16 protein-coding genes are annotated in these 19,250 nt (G+C 58.3%); 7 read left to right on the top strand and 9 right to left on the bottom strand.

All coding sequences use genetic code 11. The annotated features are described in order from the left end of the window. Positions 1-308 precede the first annotated feature (308 nt). Genes A6U86_RS12770 through A6U86_RS12740 form a run of 7 tightly spaced genes read right to left on the bottom strand, consistent with a single transcriptional unit; the run spans position 309 to position 7,031 of the window. Entirely contained in the window at positions 309-1,220 is a 912-nt protein-coding gene (locus A6U86_RS12770; protein ID WP_068391498.1) for an RDD family protein, read from the bottom strand. Then, a complete protein-coding gene (locus A6U86_RS12765; RefSeq protein WP_068391495.1) occupies positions 1,217-2,293 on the bottom strand; it encodes a stage II sporulation protein M in 1,077 nt (358 codons plus the stop codon). Before A6U86_RS12765 ends, A6U86_RS12770 begins: the two co-directional genes overlap by 4 nt. Beyond that, positions 2,293-3,612: a DUF58 domain-containing protein gene (locus A6U86_RS12760; protein WP_068391492.1), complete on the bottom strand. Its 1,320-nt coding sequence runs from the start codon at positions 3,610-3,612 to the stop codon at positions 2,293-2,295. Before A6U86_RS12760 ends, A6U86_RS12765 begins: the two co-directional genes overlap by 1 nt. After that, positions 3,613-4,569, bottom strand: coding sequence for a MoxR family ATPase (locus tag A6U86_RS12755; RefSeq protein WP_068391530.1), 957 nt, complete (start codon positions 4,567-4,569; stop codon positions 3,613-3,615). After that, on the bottom strand, positions 4,556-5,830 hold the full coding sequence (locus A6U86_RS12750; RefSeq protein ID WP_068391489.1) for a hypothetical protein: 1,275 nt from the start codon (positions 5,828-5,830) through the stop codon (positions 4,556-4,558). Before A6U86_RS12750 ends, A6U86_RS12755 begins: the two co-directional genes overlap by 14 nt. Next, positions 5,823-6,578 carry a hypothetical protein gene (locus A6U86_RS12745; protein ID WP_068391486.1) on the bottom strand — a complete coding sequence of 252 codons (756 nt, stop codon included), beginning with the start codon at positions 6,576-6,578 and terminating at the stop codon, positions 5,823-5,825. Before A6U86_RS12745 ends, A6U86_RS12750 begins: the two co-directional genes overlap by 8 nt. 3 nt (positions 6,579-6,581) lie before the next feature. Then, positions 6,582-7,031 carry a DUF805 domain-containing protein gene (locus A6U86_RS12740; RefSeq protein ID WP_068391482.1) on the bottom strand — a complete coding sequence of 150 codons (450 nt, stop codon included), beginning with the start codon at positions 7,029-7,031 and terminating at the stop codon, positions 6,582-6,584. A 592-nt stretch (positions 7,032-7,623) separates the two neighbouring features. Between A6U86_RS12740 and A6U86_RS12735 the strand changes: the two genes are divergently transcribed. From A6U86_RS12735 to A6U86_RS12720, 4 genes are all read left to right on the top strand, one after another. After that, entirely contained in the window at positions 7,624-8,859 is a 1,236-nt protein-coding gene (locus A6U86_RS12735) for a S41 family peptidase (RefSeq protein WP_068391528.1), read from the top strand. Positions 8,860-9,252: 393 nt separating this feature from the next. Continuing rightward, on the top strand, positions 9,253-9,522 hold the full coding sequence (locus A6U86_RS35185; RefSeq protein ID WP_141683699.1) for a hypothetical protein: 270 nt from the start codon (positions 9,253-9,255) through the stop codon (positions 9,520-9,522). 311 nt (positions 9,523-9,833) lie between these two features. After that, the gene (locus A6U86_RS12725) at positions 9,834-11,156 is read left to right on the top strand and encodes an HlyD family secretion protein (protein WP_068391477.1); all 1,323 of its coding nucleotides are present in this window, start codon (positions 9,834-9,836) and stop codon (positions 11,154-11,156) included. Next, positions 11,153-13,342, top strand: a complete 2,190-nt coding sequence (locus A6U86_RS12720) for a peptidase domain-containing ABC transporter (protein ID WP_083196822.1) — start codon at positions 11,153-11,155, stop codon at positions 13,340-13,342. The genes A6U86_RS12725 and A6U86_RS12720 overlap by 4 nt, the downstream gene beginning before the upstream one ends. Positions 13,343-13,387: 45 nt before the next feature. Here A6U86_RS12720 and A6U86_RS12715 read toward each other — a convergent pair whose 3' ends face one another. After that, positions 13,388-13,990 carry a short chain dehydrogenase gene (locus A6U86_RS12715; protein ID WP_068391474.1) on the bottom strand — a complete coding sequence of 201 codons (603 nt, stop codon included), beginning with the start codon at positions 13,988-13,990 and terminating at the stop codon, positions 13,388-13,390. Positions 13,991-14,100: 110 nt separating this feature from the next. Between A6U86_RS12715 and A6U86_RS12710 the strand changes: the two genes are divergently transcribed. Both A6U86_RS12710 and A6U86_RS12705 read left to right on the top strand, forming a co-directional pair. After that, positions 14,101-15,000 (top strand): LysR family transcriptional regulator, encoded by a 900-nt coding sequence (locus A6U86_RS12710; protein ID WP_068391470.1) that lies wholly within the window; start codon positions 14,101-14,103, stop codon positions 14,998-15,000. Positions 15,001-15,320: 320 nt separating this feature from the next. Then, positions 15,321-16,880, top strand: a complete 1,560-nt coding sequence (locus A6U86_RS12705) for a bifunctional diguanylate cyclase/phosphodiesterase (RefSeq protein WP_068391467.1) — start codon at positions 15,321-15,323, stop codon at positions 16,878-16,880. Between the two features lie 44 nt (positions 16,881-16,924). On the opposite strand, the gene A6U86_RS12700 is transcribed toward A6U86_RS12705, so the two are convergent. Beyond that, positions 16,925-18,340 (bottom strand): amidase, encoded by a 1,416-nt coding sequence (locus tag A6U86_RS12700; RefSeq protein WP_068391464.1) that lies wholly within the window; start codon positions 18,338-18,340, stop codon positions 16,925-16,927. Between the two features lie 112 nt (positions 18,341-18,452). On the opposite strand from A6U86_RS12700, the gene A6U86_RS12695 reads away from it, so the two are divergent. Next, positions 18,453-19,235 (top strand): helix-turn-helix transcriptional regulator, encoded by a 783-nt coding sequence (locus tag A6U86_RS12695; RefSeq protein ID WP_068391461.1) that lies wholly within the window; start codon positions 18,453-18,455, stop codon positions 19,233-19,235. The last annotated feature ends 15 nt before the right edge of the window (positions 19,236-19,250 follow it).

Genomic DNA, 19,250 nt, shown 5'->3' with positions numbered 1-19,250 from the left:
CGATACCAGCTTCACCGTCTATACCGGCCTGCTGGCACTCGCCGCCAACATCATAGTGTCGGTGGTCCTCAATGCGGTGATACCGGCAAGGGCGACGGCGCGAGGCTAAAATATGCCAGGCCGAAGGACGGCAAGATACCATCCTTCGGCCTGCACATTCGTCTTCGAAAAACTGTCGAGCGGAACACAGTAAGCTCAAAGCAGGTTTCCGTGATAGTGAAGAAGATATAATCACTTCAACGAGTTGGAAGAACCGTCTCAAATTGCCATAGGACGCGCAATTCGCTCATCCTCTTGTTGAAGTTCAATTACAGTCGAATATCGAGCCCGGTTCCGCCAGTCGTTTTCTCGGCCTGATGAAACTTGTTTTCCCGGCGCGTACCGAAAAGCCTCAACGTTTCCAGATGCTCGCGCTGTGCCCGATAGAAGGCGGTCAGGAAAAGCATTTCCTGGCCGGTCTTGACGGCATCTGGAAACTTGATTTTCCTGATAATGGTTCGCACGATTTCCGTGATCTCTTCGCTGCCCGAACTTTTGGTCGGGTCACGCAGCACGTCTTCCAGCGTCTGCAGCTCGTACTTCCCATAAACATCGAGATGTTCGGGAAGGAAATCGAACGCCACCTGCGCCGGCAGGATCATTGGCGCCGATATGACGAGATCGGACAACAGCACCGAGCGTGGATTGTCGACCACCAAGGTGCCGGCAATCATGTCACCCAGCCGCTGCCTGCGCTTATTGGCCAGCGGCACAATCAGGACCGTGAGGATCCAGGCGCTCGTCACGCCGCCTTCCCAGACCGACATTGAACCCATGGCAAGAGCCAAGGTCAGGGGAGTGAAAATCTCCACCTCTTTCATGAGGTTTCTGGCTGTGACCTGGTGGGGAGTGAGACGCCGCCCATTGACGTTGACGACGCGAATGCCCGTTATCCTTTTCCCGAGCGTACGGCCATTCCAGACAAGTTCCGAGAGGATGTAGTAGGGCGTGCGTATCAGGAACGCCAGCAGGATGACCAGTGTCACTGAGGCTTCAGGAGGCAGGAAGCCGCCGAAGGCCAAAGCGACAGCGCAAACGAGCACCAGCAGGAAAGTGAAGATGAGGTCGAGGCATTGGGCGCCGAGGCGGGTTCCGAGCGATGCGATGGCGAAGCTGATCGGCACGCCCTCCGGCGGGATGAATTGCTCCATTCTCATTGTGCCTTGCGTATATTCACTCATCGCACAGGCTCACGCACGGTTTTGCTTTCGCGGCCCGCGAATAACAGCCAGCTCACCCAGAAGACGCCCATGCCCCAGCCAATGACCAGGCGCAAGGTCGGGTCCTGTATGAGCTGGCGGAGAAATCCCTCGATAAAAGCGGCCACGATCAGCATCAGCGCCGCCAGAATGGCGAGCTTGACCGCATCATGTGCCTGATGGCGCAACGCCTCCCTGCGGCTCCGCGACCCCGGCAACAGGACGGCCAGGCCCAGCCTTGCGCCGCCCGCACAGGCAATGGCGATGGCAGCAAGCTCGGTCACGCCGTGGATCGAAAGCCACGCGAACACATCGTAACCCAGCCCCTTTTGAGCGAACATCGCGTAAAACGCGCCCAGCATCAGACCATTATAGAAGGTGAGCACGAAGCTTGGCACCGAGAGGAAAATACCGAGCGTAAAGATCAGGATCACGATCGAGGTATTGTGCGAAAACAGGAAGGTCGAAAACGCCGCCAACTTGTCGCTGTCATGCTGCTCGTCGCCATAGATGGTCGAGCGCAGATAATCGGCTGATGCATCCGGCGTCCGTTGGTCGGCCAATTCCGGGGGCACGAACGTATAAAGCCAGCTGGAGTCGTTCGTGTAGAGTTTGTAGCCGGCCGCAGCTCCCAGGATCAGGGCCAGAAAGCCTATGAACAGAGGCAGGGCCGAGCGACGGACAGCCTGCGGAATGCCATGCGTCAGCAGCCGGGTCGTCAATCCGCCGAGGCTTTCCTGCGGCGCATAGACGACCAGATACGCACGGGCGCACAGACTTTCGAGATAGGCGATCAGGGCACGGTCTAGAGAAATGTCGCGCGCGACGCTCAGGGAATTCATCGCCTGCCTGTAGCCGGCGGCAAGATCGCGGACTTCATCGTAACTCAAGGCGGCGGCACCACCCTTTTCGGCGCGCGTCACGAACTCGTCCAGACGACGCCAATGTGCCTCGCGCTCCATCCGAAATCGCGCGGAACGAAGCGTGTCGGCCTGTGGCGCACCGGCGTTTGCCGCCGTTGCCACGTCTTTCGTTCCATCGATGCTAATATCCATCATATCATCTCACGAGATTTGATTTCTATATAGCGCGCCACGAGGTCCGAAGTCAGCGCTTCCGGTGTGCTGTCGAGACACAGAACACCCAGGCGCGCCAGCTTCTCCAATACGGCGCGCCGCTCCTGCAGAATCTGCCGCGCGGCCACGGAGCGGGCGACGGTGTCCAGCGTCATCTCCTCCGGCTCGGTGAACTTGGCCAGCATGGGATCACGCAAGGCGACGTAGACGATGAAATGATGCCGGGCCAGAACCCGCATATTCTCGATCATCAATTCCGCCGTGATGCTGTCGACGAAATCGGAGAATATCACGATCAGCGAGCGCCGTTTCAGCCGCCCGGACAGATGCGTCAGCCCGAGCGTATGATTGGTCTCCTGAGTTTCATAACGCAGCTGCGCGCAAACGGTCTGCAGACGCGGAAACGCGGATCTTCCGGGCAAGGCCGGCACGAAGAGGCGCGGCCGGCTGTCGAAACTGTAGAACCCGACCAGGTCGCCCGCCAGTCCCGCGGCCCAGCACATGGCGAGCGCAGCGTTGATGGCACGATCGAGCTTCGGCACTCCAGCGAGCCGTTCGGCCATCAACCGTCCGGAATCGACGCACAATATGATCTGATGGTTTCGCTCGGCCCTCATCTCGCGCACGACCAGGCTGCGCATTCGGGCGGATCGCTTCCAATCGATGCTGCGCGAATCCATGCCGGTCGCAAATTCGCGCAGCTGATGAAATTCGGATCCTTCACCTCTCAGCCGCAGATCCTTCTGGCCGTTTTCGAGTGGCAGGATCTGTGCCTGTATCGCGCCCGACAAAACCGGTGAGATATCGGGCAGGACGGCGATATCCCTTTCGATTGGCATCGAAGCGATGATGTCCAGCAGTTTCAGTCGCGATGGCCATTTCAGCCAGAGCCTATGTATCCTGTATTGCCCTCGCCGCGCGAGGTGAAGGCCGGTAGATGTCTTCGCGTGTTTTCGTCCCGCGTCCACGGTGACGTCAGGCAATGCGTTCTCAGCTGAGCCAAGTTCCGGAGCGAGATCCAGACGCGCCTCAATTCCGAGAGGCAGCAATCCCCTGTGCGGCCGTATGTCGACCGTGAGCTGCGCTGTATGGCCGACAAAGCCCTGCGGCGGCAGGTCGACCTCGATCTTCATGCGGCTCGATAGCGCCGACAAGGCCAGATCGCCGACGGTCAATGCGGCGACAGCCACCCACGCCCAGATCAGCGGCAGGCTCATGTCAGCCCGCCACACGCAGATGACGAGGGTCACTGCAGTCAAGATCAAGATGAGTGCGATCAGGTAGGATGATGGCCGCATTTAACGAGGTGCATCCACGCGGTTTCTGATATTTCTCAAGACTTCATCGGCTGTGCGGCCATCGATTTCGGCCGCGGGCGACAGCACGATGCGGTGGCGCAACGCCGGCACCAGCAAGGCCTGAACGTCATCGGGCAGCCCGTAGTCTCGGCCTTCAAAGGCGGCACGCACTCTGACCGCCGATGCGAGAGCGTCGGCTGCGCGCGTGGATGCGCCATGAAGAATATCTGGGTCCGATCGGGTGGCGCGCACAAGGTCGACCACATAGGTCAGAATCGTGGTGTCCAGATGGATCTGATCGATCAGCGCTCGTCCTGTGGCAAGGGTCTCACTCGAGATGAGCGGCTGGATACCGGCATTGCGCACGTCCGATTTCAGAGCCTGGTTCGCATGTTTGGACAGGATGGCGATCTCGATGGCGCGTTCCGGAAAGTCGACGACCAGCTTGAAGAGAAAGCGATCGAGCTGTGCCTCCGGCAGAGGATAGGTGCCATGCTGCTCGATCGGATTTTGCGTGGCGAGCACAAAGAAATCCGATCCTAGCGAGTAGTCGGTACCGTCGATCGTGATCACCCGCTCGTTCATCGCCTGCAAAAGGGCCGACTGCGTCTTTGGCGGCGCGCGGTTGATTTCATCGGCGAGCAGTATGTCGGTGAAAACCGGACCCTTGGTCAGATGAAACTGGTTTGTCTGGAAATTGAAGAGATTGATGCCGAGCACGTCGCCGGGCATCAGGTCGGGCGTGAACTGGATGCGGCGATATTCCAGCTCCATGGCCGCCGAAACGGCGCGGGCGAGCAGAGTTTTCGCCGTGCCGGGCGGACCTTCGACAAGGCAGTGCCCACGGGCAAAGATCGAGATCAATACAAGGTCGATAAGGGTGTCCTGCCCCTGCACGGCCTTGCCGATTTCGCCGCGAACGGCGGCAATCAGATTGCGAAACTCACCTAGATCCAAGATCTGCACTCCCTAGCAACTTTCTGAATGTTTCGAGATTGCGATGCAGCTCCGAGCGTGTCATGGCATGCCCTCTTTCGATGAGCGCCTGCGCCGTGGAGCGCAATGCATGCGCCAAATTTTCGTCGCGGCGCGCCAGGCGCTGGAACATCCGCTCGATCCCCGGCTGATTGCCGGCACCTGCTCCAAAGAGCAGCATCGCCTTGTCGGCCAGCAGATGCTGCACGAATTGCGCCGCCATGCGGCCGTCATTGCCGGAGAGGCGCAGCAGCCGCGCCATCGCTTCGATGGCGGCCGTCTTCGATATTTCGATGTGGGAGGATCCGTCTGTCACAGGCGGCCCGAACCGATAGGCTCCCCGCCAGAAACATATCACCACGACAAGCAGGATCGTCCCCCAGATGACCGACAGGGGATAGGCGAAAAAGCGCTTCAGATCGGTTGCGGAGCGCTCATAGGTCTTGCCCTCATCAACAGGCTGTTCGCCTTCGAGTGCCTGACCCTTCGTGTCGAGATAGACCGGTCGCGTCTCATCGGCGCCCCGCAGATTCTTGATCAAGGAAACAGCAAAGGCCGCATTATCGGCAAGTGCGAGCCCATGGTTGTTCAGCAGGTCCGGATCAGACAACAGATAAACTGCAAAGCCGTTCTCACAGCGCAGAAGCAGGGCGCCGGCCGACGTGCCCGCAAGCTCCTTGCAATGGCCAGGCAATTTCGAACGCTCGAACACTTGCGCCCGGTATAAGGCTATCTTTTCAGGCTGATCCGGCGGCAACGGCAGCTGTGCCTCCTCGAATTCCGGCCCAAGACGTTTCAGGCGCAGATCCGGAAGATAGATTTTCGCAAGTTCGCTCTGAAGATCGGCCAGCGGCAGTAGTCCGGCTTCCCGCGCAATGCCGTCTTTCGCGACGCTGCCACGCCATTTCGACACTATGACCAGCGTCGGCAAATCATACAGCTTTGCTTCGTAGATCCAGGACTTCAAATGGCCATCGGTCTTATCGTCATCGGTCTGAGTTTCGGCCGCACCATCCTGAGATGTCGGTAAGGACAGGATACGCAGCGAGATTTCCGAACGTGACCGGGTGACATGATCATCGGATCGGACAACGGCTATTCCCTTGGACTGCAGCCATAGCTGAAGTCCCTTGTTACCGAGTGGCGAGCGATCGTAGTCACCGTCTCGCGGTGATCCGAATAATGCCAGTGCTGCCAGCGCGAGAAGCAGCCCGAGAAACAGCAAGGGACCAATTTTACGCATTGGCCACTCTACCGTTGGAAAGAAATCCGCGCGCTATGGCGAGGAGATCGTTGAACTGGCTCTCCACCAGTGCGCGGCCGCCATAGTGGACAAGCTCCGCCTCGATCAGCAGGTTTTCAAGCCGGTCGCGCCCCACCATATTCACCGGCAGACGTCCCAGAACGGCGCGTTCCGTGTCGTAGCGAAAAAGCCGCGTTCCCGTTGCATCGGCGGCATGAAGGAGACAATGCCTCAACAGCAGAACAAGCGCCTGCCGCCGGTCTCGCATGGCCGCGATCCTCTGCAGGAAATCGTTCGGTCGCTCTTCCATTTCGCGCGCGGGCGAGCCCCAGCTTTCGGGCACCTCTCCCTCGCGCCGCTTCATTTCCCGTGGCGCCGGCGCCAGCAACATGCCGCCGCCTCCGAAGCGCATCCATAGGCCTATGATTGTCGCGAACGCGACCAGCACCACGACGATAGCCACCGGCCCATTTAAGATCGGGTCTCGCGGGTTGAATAGCGGCTCGCTCGAGGATGGCGACGCTTTCGCTGCTGTCTCAGGCGTTCGCGCTGAATCGCCATAAACAAGCGTGCAGCGCAAACCATTTTGCAAGCATTGCGAGGCATATGCGGCACCGACCTCGCTGGTGGGGCGATCGTTCTTTCCATCACGATCAACACCATTGCCCTGCGACCATGCAGGGTGGAGTTGAATTGACAGGGCTAAGAACGGGCCCAGCACCAGCAGGCCGATGCTGCGGATCAACATGCCTCAGGCAAACACCGCCGCCGTGGCATCCGGACGCAATGGATCCGCGCCGAACTTGTTCGGGCCATCAGTGCCTTTAAGCATGGTGATAACCAGCATTGCGATGCTTGAGATGAAGCCGATGTAAGGAATTACGTTCAAGATATACAGGCCGAGAAGCCACCAACCGGAAATGTTGCGGTCATGGAAGCGGCGGACTTGAACGGAGATCTGCGGCAAGAACATCGCGAGCGCAAACAACCCGCCGAGAATTCCGATACCGATGACAAGGGGAGAAGGGCCAGCCTGTCGATCGAAAGTAGCGCCGATCAGCGCTCCGGCAACCAGACCGAATGCGAGAAGCACCAGCAAATAAAATAGCTGGAACCACCAAAATTCCGAGCGGGAAGCCCTGCCGGAAAACGTAACGTACTTCAATTTCAGTACTGTCCGAACAGATTCAGAAAATCCCATTTTATCCCCCGTTCTATCTTGTGAGACGCGCCATGATCGTCGGGCCTCAACGATGTCTGCATCCAAGAAAGTGACCCCGAACGATAAAGAGCTACAATTTGAACGTGAAACTTGCAAGAAGGCCGCGGTTTCCATGGCTTATTTCAACCTTCTAATTCGCCATGAACCCGACTCCGGATAGGCGGACTGCAAACAGGCGGCAGGTAACACCCCTACCCTCTCAGCAGCGAAAACAACAACTTATCGTGATCAGCGGCTTTGACACGCCATGACGGCGGGCAGACATCGTCTCGTTAAGATGTCGGTTTATATCACTGGGGCAGGCCCTGGTTTCAGGCCATATTTCACGAATTACATGGGTTTACCCGGCCAAGTCTACGCAGATTCGGCCGTTTCGCACGTAGCGGGAATCGTCGGGGCATCGCTTGCATCGGCTATCTGAAAGTGAAGTACTTGCATTCCGAAGACAGGACATATCGCCAATCTCAATCGCGGATTATGGAAGCATGATGAAGCTACGATCGCTATTCCCCCGCCTTTTGGCGCGGCAATGCTTCCATCCGGGTTGCCGTTCAAGCCAGCGGCTCTAGCGATGGTCGAAAACACCGATGCTGGTCGGCCTCGCGATCCGGATGTAACAGATCGTGCCCATATTGCTTCGACCGCCTACCATGTGATCAAGCGCTACTTCGCTCATGCGGAGGGATTGCCCGCTGGTTATGACTTCGAGGCGCGCTACCGCGCCTATCTTGGAGAGGCGATCGGAGCCGAAAACCGGAACGCTTTTTCCCTGGCCACCATGCGCTTCTTCGCAAGCCTGCAAAACGGCCACACATTCTTCGAAGACGAAGCACTGTCGCAACAGGCGGGGCCGGCACCGTTCGGGATAAAGCGAATCGACGGTCAGTGGACCATCGTAAGATCAAGAATGCCCGAGTTGGCGCCTGGTGAAGTGGTTACGATGGTTGACCACAAACCTGTCGATGAATGGCTCAAACCAATCCATGAACATATCGGTCAATCCAGCCGGACGGCGCTTGATCGTGCGACCTGGCGCCGGGTGTTTCTGTTTCCGAGGCATTTCACCATCGGCATGGATGACGGCCGGCAAGTGCCTGTCGATTTGAACGCACCGCTTGCCGGGCCCGAACGAGGGCTGGTGACCGCGACGGACGTCGAGACAATCCGACGCGCAGACGGTCTGGTCGTGATCCGCATCCCCAGCTTCGCAAATCCTAGATACGAGCAAGACGCGATTTTCGCCATTCACCATGCGGGAGATGCTCGAGCCATACTCCTCGATCTGCGCGATAACGGCGGAGGCAGCACGCCCGGAAACCTACTTTCAGCCATCATGACGAAACCCTATCGGGGCACTCTGGTCGCGACCCCCATGACAATCGCCATGAACGATGCCTCCAACTCCTTCAACGACACTATTGCGGCCTTGCCGACGCTGATGATGCGATACGGGCCGAATGTAACGCCGCCACTCGTGGGCGCTTGGCAGGGAAATATAGCCCTGCTTGTTAACGACGGATGCGCTTCGGCATGTGAGGATTTCGTCTTGCGCTTCCAGGATGGCGGGCGAGGCCTTGTGCTGGGAGAGCCGACATATGGCTCGACCGGGCAACCATATTTCGTGCGCTTCCCGGAATTTGGAATGTCGTTCAGGGTATCGACGAAACGCGAATATTTTCCCGACGGGCGTCAATTCGAAGGTGTTGGAATAACGCCCGATAGACCCATCCCGGTCACGCGCGAGGAGTTGTCGAGCGGCATCGATAGTCAGCTCGAACTTGCAGCCAGCCTCGTATTGGCACAGTGATTTTCGTCGCGCCGTTCGCTCTCTGACATGCTCCCCGGCACCGTCCTTGAAAGCGGCCAGCAACCGACGAACGGACCGCGCCGAATATCGCCGCCAGGCCCCGGTGGAACCATGGCAACTTTTTCAAACGAATTTGTCGGCCAGAGATGTTCCTGCGCGCAATACTTGCGAAGTATTTGTTTATATATCTGTTTTCATTGCAGAAAATTCAAATTATAACATATGTGAAAAACGATATAACTCCAGTTGCTACGCGGTTTCATAGCCTGATATGAATCTTACATGATAGCATTATCATGTTCGAAAATATCGTTGATTCCATGTTTTTGATGAGGCATCGTGCCTGCGTTGAGGGGTGGCGCACCCCTTCAAAACAGGAAAATGGAGTTAGTCATGTCTGTATTAGATAGCAGCTTGGACAATGCCGGTATCCGTGAGCTCCTGGACGGTGAACTCGATCATGTCGCGGGCGGAGCGGGCCTGCTCTCGGGACTTCTCGGCTCGATAGAAAAGGATGTCAACGGCCTCCTTGGCAACCCTGGTGGCGTTCTTGGCACCGTGCTTGGGAGTGCCGAGGGCGCTGTTAATGGCGTCGTTGGTACGGTTGGAGGCATCCTCGGATCCCTCCCGGTCGTGGGCGGCCTGCTCGGCGGCCTTATCTGATGAGAAAGACCTGGTCGATTGCTCGGCCTGGCAAAAACAAGGAATAACCATGGACCCACGCGGCCCATGACAGGGAAGATGGCGCCCTTGCATTGATCCGATCAGTGCAGGGGCGCTGGAGTCTATGCAAACACCATATCATCCGGGAACCTTGCCTTCTGACAGGCAGGCCGACATGCCAATTCTGATACCGACAGATCAGGGTGATGCCCCTCCCGCGGATCAAGCCCAAGGTAGCGGGCACCAGCCGGGATCGAGGACATCGCCGACGACGTGAGTGCTTTAACAGACGACCTAGCAGGACCAGCCCCATGTCCACATTGTTTCGTCGCGAAGTGCTGGAAGCCAAACAGGATGCCTGGCTCGGTCAGGTACAGGTTGTTTATCCGCTGTCCGTTCGCCTGGTTGCGATCACCAGTCTTGTGCTGCTGGCAGCCTGCCTGACATTTTCGATCATGGGCAGCTATACCCGCCGCGTCTATGCCAGCGGCGTGGTGATGCCTCGTGCCGGCTTGATTACGATCGCAAGTCCGGCAGCGGGTGTGATCGACGGCATGGCCGCGACGGAAGGGCAGAAGGTTCGCGCGGGCCAGTTCCTCTATGCGATCAATCTCGAGGCAACCTCGACCGCTGGTCCGACCCAGGAACGTGTCATCGCCGCACTGACGGACCAGAAGGTGGCATTGCAGCGAGAACTGTCGCTGCGAAAATCGATGGCGGCGGTGCAGAAGCAGGGATTGAAGGACCAGCTTGCCAATCTCGACCTGCAGCACAAAAATCTCGCGGCACAATTGGCCGCCGATGAGCAATCCCTGCCGCTGATGAAGGCATCCATGGATCGATTGAACGATGCAGCCAACCGCCGCATCGTTACCGACGCCTCCTTCCAGTCCCAGGCATTCATCTACGCCGAAGCCCTTGGCCAGCATGCCCAGTTCGAGCAGACATATCTGATGCTGGAGGGCAAAATCGCCGACGTCACCGCGCAGCTGTCCTTATTCGACGACAATCTGGCAAAGGATGTAAGCGGGCTCGACCGCGCGATCTCGCAGCTCGATCAGCAAATCGCCGAGGTCCAGGCCAAGCGGGCGATCCAGGTTCTGGCGCCTGCCGACGGCGTGCTGACAGCCGTGCGGGCGCATGTGGGTCAGCCGGTCGGAGCCGGCGCCGTGCTGGTCACGCTGCTGCCCAGTGGCCAGGCGCTGCAGGCGGATCTCTATGTCGACAGTTCCTCGATCGGTTTCATCAAGGAGGGAGCCCCGGTGCTCCTGCGCTTTGCGGCCTTTCCCTTCCAGCGCTTCGGCCTTTACGAAGGCCGCGTCAAGGAAATCACACGAGCCCCCGTTCAGGCCATTTCCGTAGCTGAAACCGGATCGTCCTTCGCAGCCGGAGGACAGGCATCCTCGCCCAGCAGCTCTTCCACCCAGGGCGGCCAGTATCGCGTCGTGGTCGAACCCGACCTGCCATATGTCATCGTCGACGGGGCTCAAAAACCGCTGGAGGTCGGCATGGAAGTGGGAGCGGATATCGCGCTTGATAGCCGCCGCATTTACGAATGGGCGCTCGATCCACTCTATCGCGCTCGCAGCAGCATCGGCGTGGTCACCGGCGTGCCCAGACAGGCGGCACCATGAAGCTCGACCGTGTGCTGCAATTCGGCTTCAGCCGCCGCTTGCCCGTTATCCTGCAGGCCGAGGCGGCCGACTGCGGCATGGTCTGCCTGGCCATGATCCTGGGCTTCCATGGCCATGCGATTGATCTCGGAACCATGCGGCGGCGCAATGCCGTGTCCTTGAAGGGGGCAACGCTGCGCGATCTGATCAAGCTGGCAGACGCAATGGGGCTCTCGACGCGACCTTTGCGGCTGGAGCTGGCAGATCTTCGCAAGCTGCGCCGGCCCTCCATCCTCCATTGGGGCCTCAATCATTTCGTGGTGCTGCAAAGTGTGGGACATGGCAAGATCACGATCCATGACCCGGCGGTCGGGCGCCGGGTCATTTCGATGGAGGAGGCTTCGCGCGAGTTTACCGGCGTGGCGCTCGAAGCCTTGCCGAACGAGCGCTTCGTTCGTGCGGATGAACGGCACGATCTGAAGCTGCGGCACCTGTTCCGCAATATCACGGGCGCCGGTTCGTCTCTCGTCAGCATCCTCCTCCTCTCGCTGGGAATAGAGCTTATCGCTCTCTTGATGCCCATCGGCTCGCAAATCATCATCGATGAAGTCATCGTGTCGGCCGACTACGACCTGCTGCTGACCGTGGGGGTCGGGCTTGCCGTGTTCCTCGTCCTGCAATTGGTCATCAGTGCGGCGCGCACCTGGGCGATCATGCTCGTGAGCACCACGATCAATCTGCAATGGAATACCGGGTTGTTCGATCATCTGACCCGCTTGCCGCTGGATTTCTTCGAGAAACGGCATATCGGCGATATCATCTCGCGCTTCGGCTCGCTGGCCACGATCCAGAAGGCGCTGACCACCGATCTGGTTCAGGCGGTGCTGGATGGGCTCATGTCCATCGGCATGGTGGCGATGATGTTCATCTATGGCGGATGGCTCGGCTGGGTGGCGATGATCGCCACTGCCCTGAACGCTTGCCTGCGGCTGCTTCGCTACCAGCCGTATCGTCAAAGCACGGAGCAGGCGATCGTCTACGATGCCAGGCAGCAGACGCATTTCATCGAGACCGTGCGTGGAATAGCCAGCGTCAAGCTGCTTGGCCTGCGCGATCGCCGCCGCTCTGCCTGGCTGAATTATCTGATGGACAGCATCAATGCCAAGCTGCGCCTGCAGCGCCTGGATCTGATCTTCGGCCGGGCCAATGAACTGCTCTTCGGCGCTGATCGGCTGGTCATGATCATCCTGGCCGCGCAAATGGTCATGACCAACAAGATGACTGTCGGCATGCTGGTGGCATTCCTGTCCTACAAGGATCAGTTCGCCACCCGCGTCGGAAGCCTGATCGCGTCATGGTTCCAGCTTCGGATGCTCAATGTCCAGACCGATCGGCTGGCCGATATCGTGCTGGCGGAGCAGGAGGAAGAAGGCAGCGGTTTTGCCGCACCTGCGATCCACGACAGGCCGGACCTTTCGGGTGCAGCGCTTCGGGCCGAGGATCTGTCCACTCGTTATGGCGAAAACGAGCCGTGGATCCTGCGTGGAGCCGATCTGGATATACCATCGGGCCAGAGCGTGGCGATCACCGGCCCCTCCGGTTGCGGCAAGACAACCCTGCTGAAAGTCCTGATGGGTTTGCTGGCGCCCACGGAGGGGCGCGTGTCTATCGACGGCATCGATATCCGCGCGATCGGCGGCACCGCATACCGGCATCAGATCGCGGGTGTACTCCAGCATGACGGCCTGTTCGCAGGCTCGATCGCCGATAATATCTGCGGCTTCGACCCAAATCCCGATCGAGGCTGGATCGATGAGTGCGCGTCACGCGCTGCGATCCTGCAGGATATCCAGCGAATGCCCATGGGCCTCGAGAGCCTTGTCGGCGATATGGGCAGCAGCCTGTCGGGCGGCCAGATGCAACGCGTCGTCCTGGCTCGGGCGCTCTATCGTCGGCCACGGATCCTGTTTCTGGATGAAGCGACGAGCCATCTCGACGAGACCACCGAGGCGGCCATCGTGGCAGCCTTGCGCGACCTGCAGATGACCCGCGTGATCGTTGCGCATCGGCCAGCCACCATCGCGAATGCCGATTTGGTCATTCCCTTTGCTACACTCGGCGTCGCTCATCTCAGCGGCAGTCTGCATCGGAGCGGCATCGAACGGGAAGCAAAGCGACCGGGGTCGCTTCCCGATAGACAGGCTTGAACTATCACACTGGGCAGAGATCATGTCGGCACAGCTGCCCGCGCATCATCCATATGCCTTGACGATTCCACCCGTGCCGCTGCCCTCCACGCAATCGACATAGGCCCGGATCAGCCTATCCATCGACACCGATTTCATTCCCGGAAACAGATGACCGAAATTTTCGATCGAGTCGGCGACCATCGTCGGACTGACGGCATTGATGCGCAGGCCGCGCGGCAACTCGATTGCCGCTGACAGGACGAAACTATGCAGGCCGCCACTGATAACCGCGCCGCCGGTGACGCCGGGCCACGCCTCATCGGCGAATATGCCGCTGGTCAACGTAAACGAGCCATTGTCCGCGAGGTAGCGCTGGCCGATCAGCACCAGATTAATCTGGCCGAAGAGCTTCCCGCGCATGTTCTCAAGCAGAGTGGCTTCGGTCAGCTCGGCGAAACGGTCCAATGCGCCCGATGCGGCAACGCAGATGCAGGCGTCTATGCGCCCCACGCGCCGATACATCTGCTCAATGCTGTCAGCCGACGTGATATCGACCGCTACGTCCCCACCGGAACGGCCGGCGGTCATCACCCGATGCCGCACCGCCAGCTCCGCGCAGAGCGGACGCCCAATGGTCCCCGCCCCTCCGACGACAAGAATTTGCATTCCGCTCCCCCTCTACTGTCCATGACATCAACTGAGGAGGAAGATCGCTCACTGGATTTGAGAAGAGAATAGTCTATTATATGACATAGCTTTAAAGGGAATAATACATAATGCGAGGCAGCGAGTTTGCCGATCTCAAGGCGTTCGTCGCCATCGCAGAGCGCGGCAATTTCTCGGCTGCGGCAAGAACATTGGCTATTTCGCCATCCGCCTTGAGCCAGCGGATTCGTGAGTTCGAGGCCCGGCTGGGTGTGCGGCTGTTCAATCGCACGACCCGGAGTGTTGGCCTGACCGAGCAGGGACAAACACTACTCGACAAAATCGTGCCGCTCTTTGCCGGCTTTGACCAGGCGGTCGCCGAACTGATGGCCGAAAACGCCGAGGTGGCCGGCTCACTGCGGCTCAATCTCTCACGCGTCGCCGCCATGTATCTGCTGGGGCCTCATCTGGAGGCGTTTCACCAGGCCTATCCGGCAGTGACACTCGACATCACCATCCAGGACACCTTCTCGGACATTGTTGCCGGGCGGTTCGACGCAGGTATTCGCCTTGGCGAAACCCTTGAAAAGGACATGGTGGCGGTGCGGATGGGCGGACGAAGGGCTTCCATGGTAGTCGCAAGCCCTGAGCTTATCGAGCGGATGGGAAGACCAGAAAGTCCTCAGGACCTGCACCGGTTCCCTTGCATCCGCTTCCGCTGGCCCGGTGCGATGAACATCTATCGCTGGGAGTTCGAGAAGGGCAGCGACGTTCTCGAGATTGATGTTGACGGCCCGCTGATCGCCAATGACACTGCGATGATGCTGAAGGCAGCAGAGCGAGGGCTGGGCTTCGCCTACCTGCTGGACCTCGAGGCAAGAGAGCAGATTAAGGCTGGCCGACTGATGCAGCTTCTTCCCGATTGGACGCCTTCGTTCGGCGGGTTCTACCTGTATCATGCCAGCGCAAAACAGATGCCGAAGCAACTCAGAGCGTTCATCGACTTCTTAAGCGACCGGCTGAACGTGTAGCGCCCCCTGCTTTCCAGTTCGCATTTATCATTGCCCCATAGAGCAACAAATCAAACGCACCTGTTATTCACCCCAAGCAAGTAATTCGGGATGATTTGCAAAAATTTAATCAGACATACGTCAAGGTGAAAAGAGTATGGCTGAACTTAGGAAGCCCCCGCTTTACGTTAGCGCAACAGGCCCCTTGTTTTGCAACTTCAATCGCGGGCAACTGTTAAGACATCAATCCTCTCTGAAATAGATCGATCCGTTATGGGAACAAAGGCCGCATAGATCGGCACATAAAGATATCGTCAAGGGAGATATGCTTGGGGGAGAGCATGCCGGAATTCTTGAAAAGCAAAGCTGGGAGGCAACTTGTCGTTCTCGTCTCCGGCTCGTCATTGCTCTGGATCATAGGTTTCTTTTGGCATCGAAACATCTTCAGCGGCCTCAGGGCACTCGGCGACAACGCCACTGACGTGCTGTTCCTGTCATTTACGATTGTGGGCGGAGCGAGCTTTATCTATTCGTGCCTGCGAATTCTTGATCTTCGCAAGGAAATGTTGCGGCAGGAAGAGCGTGGAAAGCGGGCGCACTGGATTGCCACGCACGATCATCTGACGCGCCTGCCGAACAGATATGCGTTCGAGAAATTCGAGATCGTGAAGGCGGTGAATGCAGAGGAAGACGATCAGGAACCAACCGCAACGATTTTTTCCATCGACCTGGATGGGTTCAAGAAGGTCAACGATCTGGTCGGTCACCAGGGAGGCGACAAGCTTCTGCAGGAAGTGTCGAAAAGGCTGTCTGCACTCGCCGATGAATCGAGCGTCTTCCGTCTCGGCGGTGATGAATTCATCGTTGTGACCAGAGGGCTTACCTGCGAGAAGGACGAGAAATTCGCAAAACTCCTCATCCACGCCATTAGCCACCCTATCCAGGTGGGGGCGATATCATGCCAGGTCGGAGCGAGCGTCGGCTATGCTCGCTGGCCTCAGCAAGGGGACTTGCTGCAGGAAGTCTGCCATCGCTCAGACATCGCGCTTTATGAGGCCAAAAGTGTAGGCACCAACATCGCCCTTCGATTTTCAGAGGATATGCAGCTCAAGGTCACCGCGCGGGCAAAGCTCGAAGGGGAACTTCGTCAGGCCGTCACGGAATGCCGCATCAAACCATATTATCAGCCTTTGATCGACCTGCGGTCAGGACAGGTCTGCGGCTTCGAGGCGCTTGCCCGATGGATTGCGGATGATGGCACAAGCATCTCGCCGGCGCTGTTCATTCCCATTGCGGAAGAAACCGGCTTGATGACGCCCTTGTTTCAGCAGCTTCTCCACGCCGCGTGCAATGATGCCAAGTCATGGCCCCAGCACATCTCGCTTTCCTTCAATGTTTCCGCCATTCAGATGGATGATCGTCTTCTCGCATCCCGGATTCTCAAGATCCTCGAGGATACGGGCTTGCCATCATCCCGGCTTGAAGTGGAGATCACAGAAAATGCCTTGATCCGGGATCCGGAGCTTGCCGCATCGATCATTGACGATCTTCACAGTGCAGGCATTCAGATCGCACTGGATGACTTCGGTACAGGCTATTCGAGCCTCGCGCAGTTGGCGCGCTATCAGTTCGATAAGATAAAGATCGACAAGAGCTTTGTCAGATCAGCACGAGACCATGATGACCGGCATGAAAAGATCGTACAGGCGCTGCTGATCATGAGCCGCGGCCTGGATGTGAAAACCACCGTGGAAGGCATCGAAGAACATGGGCAATTGATGTACTTCCTGCGTGAGGGATGTGACATCGGACAAGGCTATCTTTTCGGGAAGGCCATGCCTTTCCCTGAAACAATGCCGTATATTCGGGATCGAGAAGAGCTATCACGCAAGACAGCCTGAGCTACCTCCTGAAATCCCCGACACTTCGCTCCTACATGAGATGATCATGCCAGCAAGAACGAGGATTCCATTGCCGCGGCAAATGACAAGACATGTTCGTCGGCAAAACGCCGGCCGATGATCTGCAGCCCCACCGGCAAGCCATTTGATCCACGTCCCGCCGGCAGTGACAGAGCCGGAAGCTGCGGCAGCAGGTTGAAGGGACAGGTCATATCGAGGCCTGCGAATTTGCCGTTCCGCAATGTCGCGACATAATCGTCGTCGTTCTCCTGCACTGATGGAGCGGTGATCGCGCAGGTGGGGCATAGCAAGGCGTCGTAGGTCTCGAAAATCTTTGCCATGTCCCGCCACATGGAGGTGCGCAGCAGTTCCACGCGCTTGTAGTCCGTCGCATTGGCGGCAAGGCCACGCTCGATTATCGAGACGACGACGGGATCCATTTGGTGCCTGTATTGGATCAGGCGCTCGCCGAAGAATGAAGACATGAAGACGCACCACAGGTCGAACCATTGGTCGTTGACGGCGCGGGTCCAATGCATCGGCACCTCATCGACGACAGCGCCCAGCTCGCGAATTCGCCTGATCGCCTCGCACATCACGGCCGCGACTTCGGGTTGGATCTCGTAATATCCAAGATCCATCGAGAAGGCGAAACGCCTGCCTTTCAAACTCCCCTTTCGCGCGGTTTCCCCCGAGAAACCCAGGGGCAGTGACATGATGTCTTCATCGCTGGGGCCGCTCGCAGCCTCCATGAAGGCAACGGCATCACCGACCGTTCGCGCCAAGGGTCCAAAATGCGAGATATTGTCGAAAACGCTCGGCAGGATCGTCATTGGAATACGGCCAAGGCTTGGCTTCAACCCGACCACGCCACAGAAGGCGGCGGGAATGCGAACGGAGCCACCCATATCGGTGCCCTCGGCAAATGGCACGACGCCTGTTGCCACGGCGGCCGCCGAACCGCCGGAGGAACCGCCGGGCGTTCTTTCGAGGTCCCAGGGATTGCGGGTGGCACCCCATCGCGGACTATGCGTGAAGCTTGCATAGGCGAATTCCGGGGTCGCCGTCTTGCCGATCAGGATTGCACCGGCCTCTTCGAGCCGGCGGATGCAAAGCGCGCTTTCCTCCGGTATCCAATCGCCCGATGTCCAGGACCCCAATGTGGTCAAATCCCCTTTTGTCGGTGTCAGGTCCTTCGCGGCGAAGGGTACGCCGTGAAGAGAGCCAACCGTCCTGCCTTCGGATGTAATCCGGTCCGCCTTGCGAGCCGAAGCAAGTGCTTGCTCCTCGCGGATCACCGTGAATGCATTGAGCGTCGCATTGACGGATTTTGCCCGGCGAATTGACTCCATGACGACTGCTTCCGAGGTGAACTGCCCCGAGCGGATACCGCTTGCGATTTCGGTCGCCGGAAGGTCGAGTGGATGAGCAGTTGAAAGATTTCCCTGAGGCTTGTTCACGAGATCGGTTTCCGTTGTTTCGGCCTATTGCATTTCACGGGTGAAGCGTGCGTGCTACTGATGTGGTTTCGATGTCCGATAAAGAGAATGCAAGGAAAGGTCCGCTTTTTTGATGACTTCGGCTGCGACATCGAACACCCAGACGCCGCCTTTCGGCGTTTGGAACGCCAGTCTCGGAACTGCAGCAAGTTCTATCGGCTCGCTCGCGTTTCCCGATGCCCTGGCCGTCACATTGCGACTTCTGTCGCCGTTTCAGATGATGAATGGCTTTCTCTACTCTCCGGATGGACACGCCTTCGATCTCTACAACGAAAAGATCGTCGCCAAACGATCTGTCATCGTCGATCGCTATCTGGCCGGGGCGTTCGTGCTCGACCCGTTCTACGATGCCATCCGTATTGATAACAGCGAACGCATGATCGTGATGCGTGATCTTGCTCCCGACGATTTCACACAGACCGAGTATTTCCGGCTGCATTACGCCACAACCGAGATCGTCGATGAGATCGGTTTCGTGTTGAAGCTCGAAAGCGACTTTGTCGGCGTGCTCTCCCTGTCGAGAACCGGTATCGCGCCGTTGTTTTCCTGCGAGGATCTCAATCGGCTGAGAGCTGCCGCACCGGTCATTTGCGCGCTGGGAGAACGGCATTGGTTTCACGCTCCCAGCCTCTCCGTCGACAGCAAGGCTGCGCCGCCTGCCTCGAAGATCGAGCACCCTGTCCTCACCAAGCGCGAATTGGAGATCGTCACGCTGATCCTGAAAGGACATTCCACCCTCTCGCTTGCGGCGGTTCTTTCCCTCTCCCCGAATACGGTCAAGGTGCATCGCCGGCAGGTTTACGCAAAGCTCAATATCTCAAGCCAGGCCGAGTTGTTCCGCCTGTTTCTGGCGTGAGGCCCGGCCACAGAC

The organism is Rhizobium sp. AC27/96 (assembly GCF_001692325.1).
GTDB lineage: Bacteria > Pseudomonadota > Alphaproteobacteria > Rhizobiales > Rhizobiaceae > Rhizobium.
This window is presented reverse-complemented; position numbering and strand designations above follow the sequence as displayed.

Coding starts and splice junctions, on each gene's coding strand:
- A6U86_RS12720 (WP_083196822.1), top strand. CDS start 11,153: ATGAAGCTCGACCGTGTGCTGCAATTCGGCTTCAGCCGCCGCTTGCCC.
- A6U86_RS12715 (WP_068391474.1), bottom strand. CDS start 13,990: ATGCAAATTCTTGTCGTCGGAGGGGCGGGGACCATTGGGCGTCCGCTC.
- A6U86_RS12705 (WP_068391467.1), top strand. CDS start 15,321: ATGCCGGAATTCTTGAAAAGCAAAGCTGGGAGGCAACTTGTCGTTCTC.
- A6U86_RS12710 (WP_068391470.1), top strand. CDS start 14,101: ATGCGAGGCAGCGAGTTTGCCGATCTCAAGGCGTTCGTCGCCATCGCA.
- A6U86_RS12750 (WP_068391489.1), bottom strand. CDS start 5,830: ATGCGTAAAATTGGTCCCTTGCTGTTTCTCGGGCTGCTTCTCGCGCTG.
- A6U86_RS12745 (WP_068391486.1), bottom strand. CDS start 6,578: ATGTTGATCCGCAGCATCGGCCTGCTGGTGCTGGGCCCGTTCTTAGCC.
- A6U86_RS12765 (WP_068391495.1), bottom strand. CDS start 2,293: ATGGATATTAGCATCGATGGAACGAAAGACGTGGCAACGGCGGCAAAC.
- A6U86_RS12695 (WP_068391461.1), top strand. CDS start 18,453: ATGACTTCGGCTGCGACATCGAACACCCAGACGCCGCCTTTCGGCGTT.
- A6U86_RS12770 (WP_068391498.1), bottom strand. CDS start 1,220: ATGAGTGAATATACGCAAGGCACAATGAGAATGGAGCAATTCATCCCG.
- A6U86_RS12735 (WP_068391528.1), top strand. CDS start 7,624: ATGGTCGAAAACACCGATGCTGGTCGGCCTCGCGATCCGGATGTAACA.
- A6U86_RS35185 (WP_141683699.1), top strand. CDS start 9,253: ATGTCTGTATTAGATAGCAGCTTGGACAATGCCGGTATCCGTGAGCTC.
- A6U86_RS12740 (WP_068391482.1), bottom strand. CDS start 7,031: ATGGGATTTTCTGAATCTGTTCGGACAGTACTGAAATTGAAGTACGTT.
- A6U86_RS12760 (WP_068391492.1), bottom strand. CDS start 3,612: ATGCGGCCATCATCCTACCTGATCGCACTCATCTTGATCTTGACTGCA.
- A6U86_RS12725 (WP_068391477.1), top strand. CDS start 9,834: ATGTCCACATTGTTTCGTCGCGAAGTGCTGGAAGCCAAACAGGATGCC.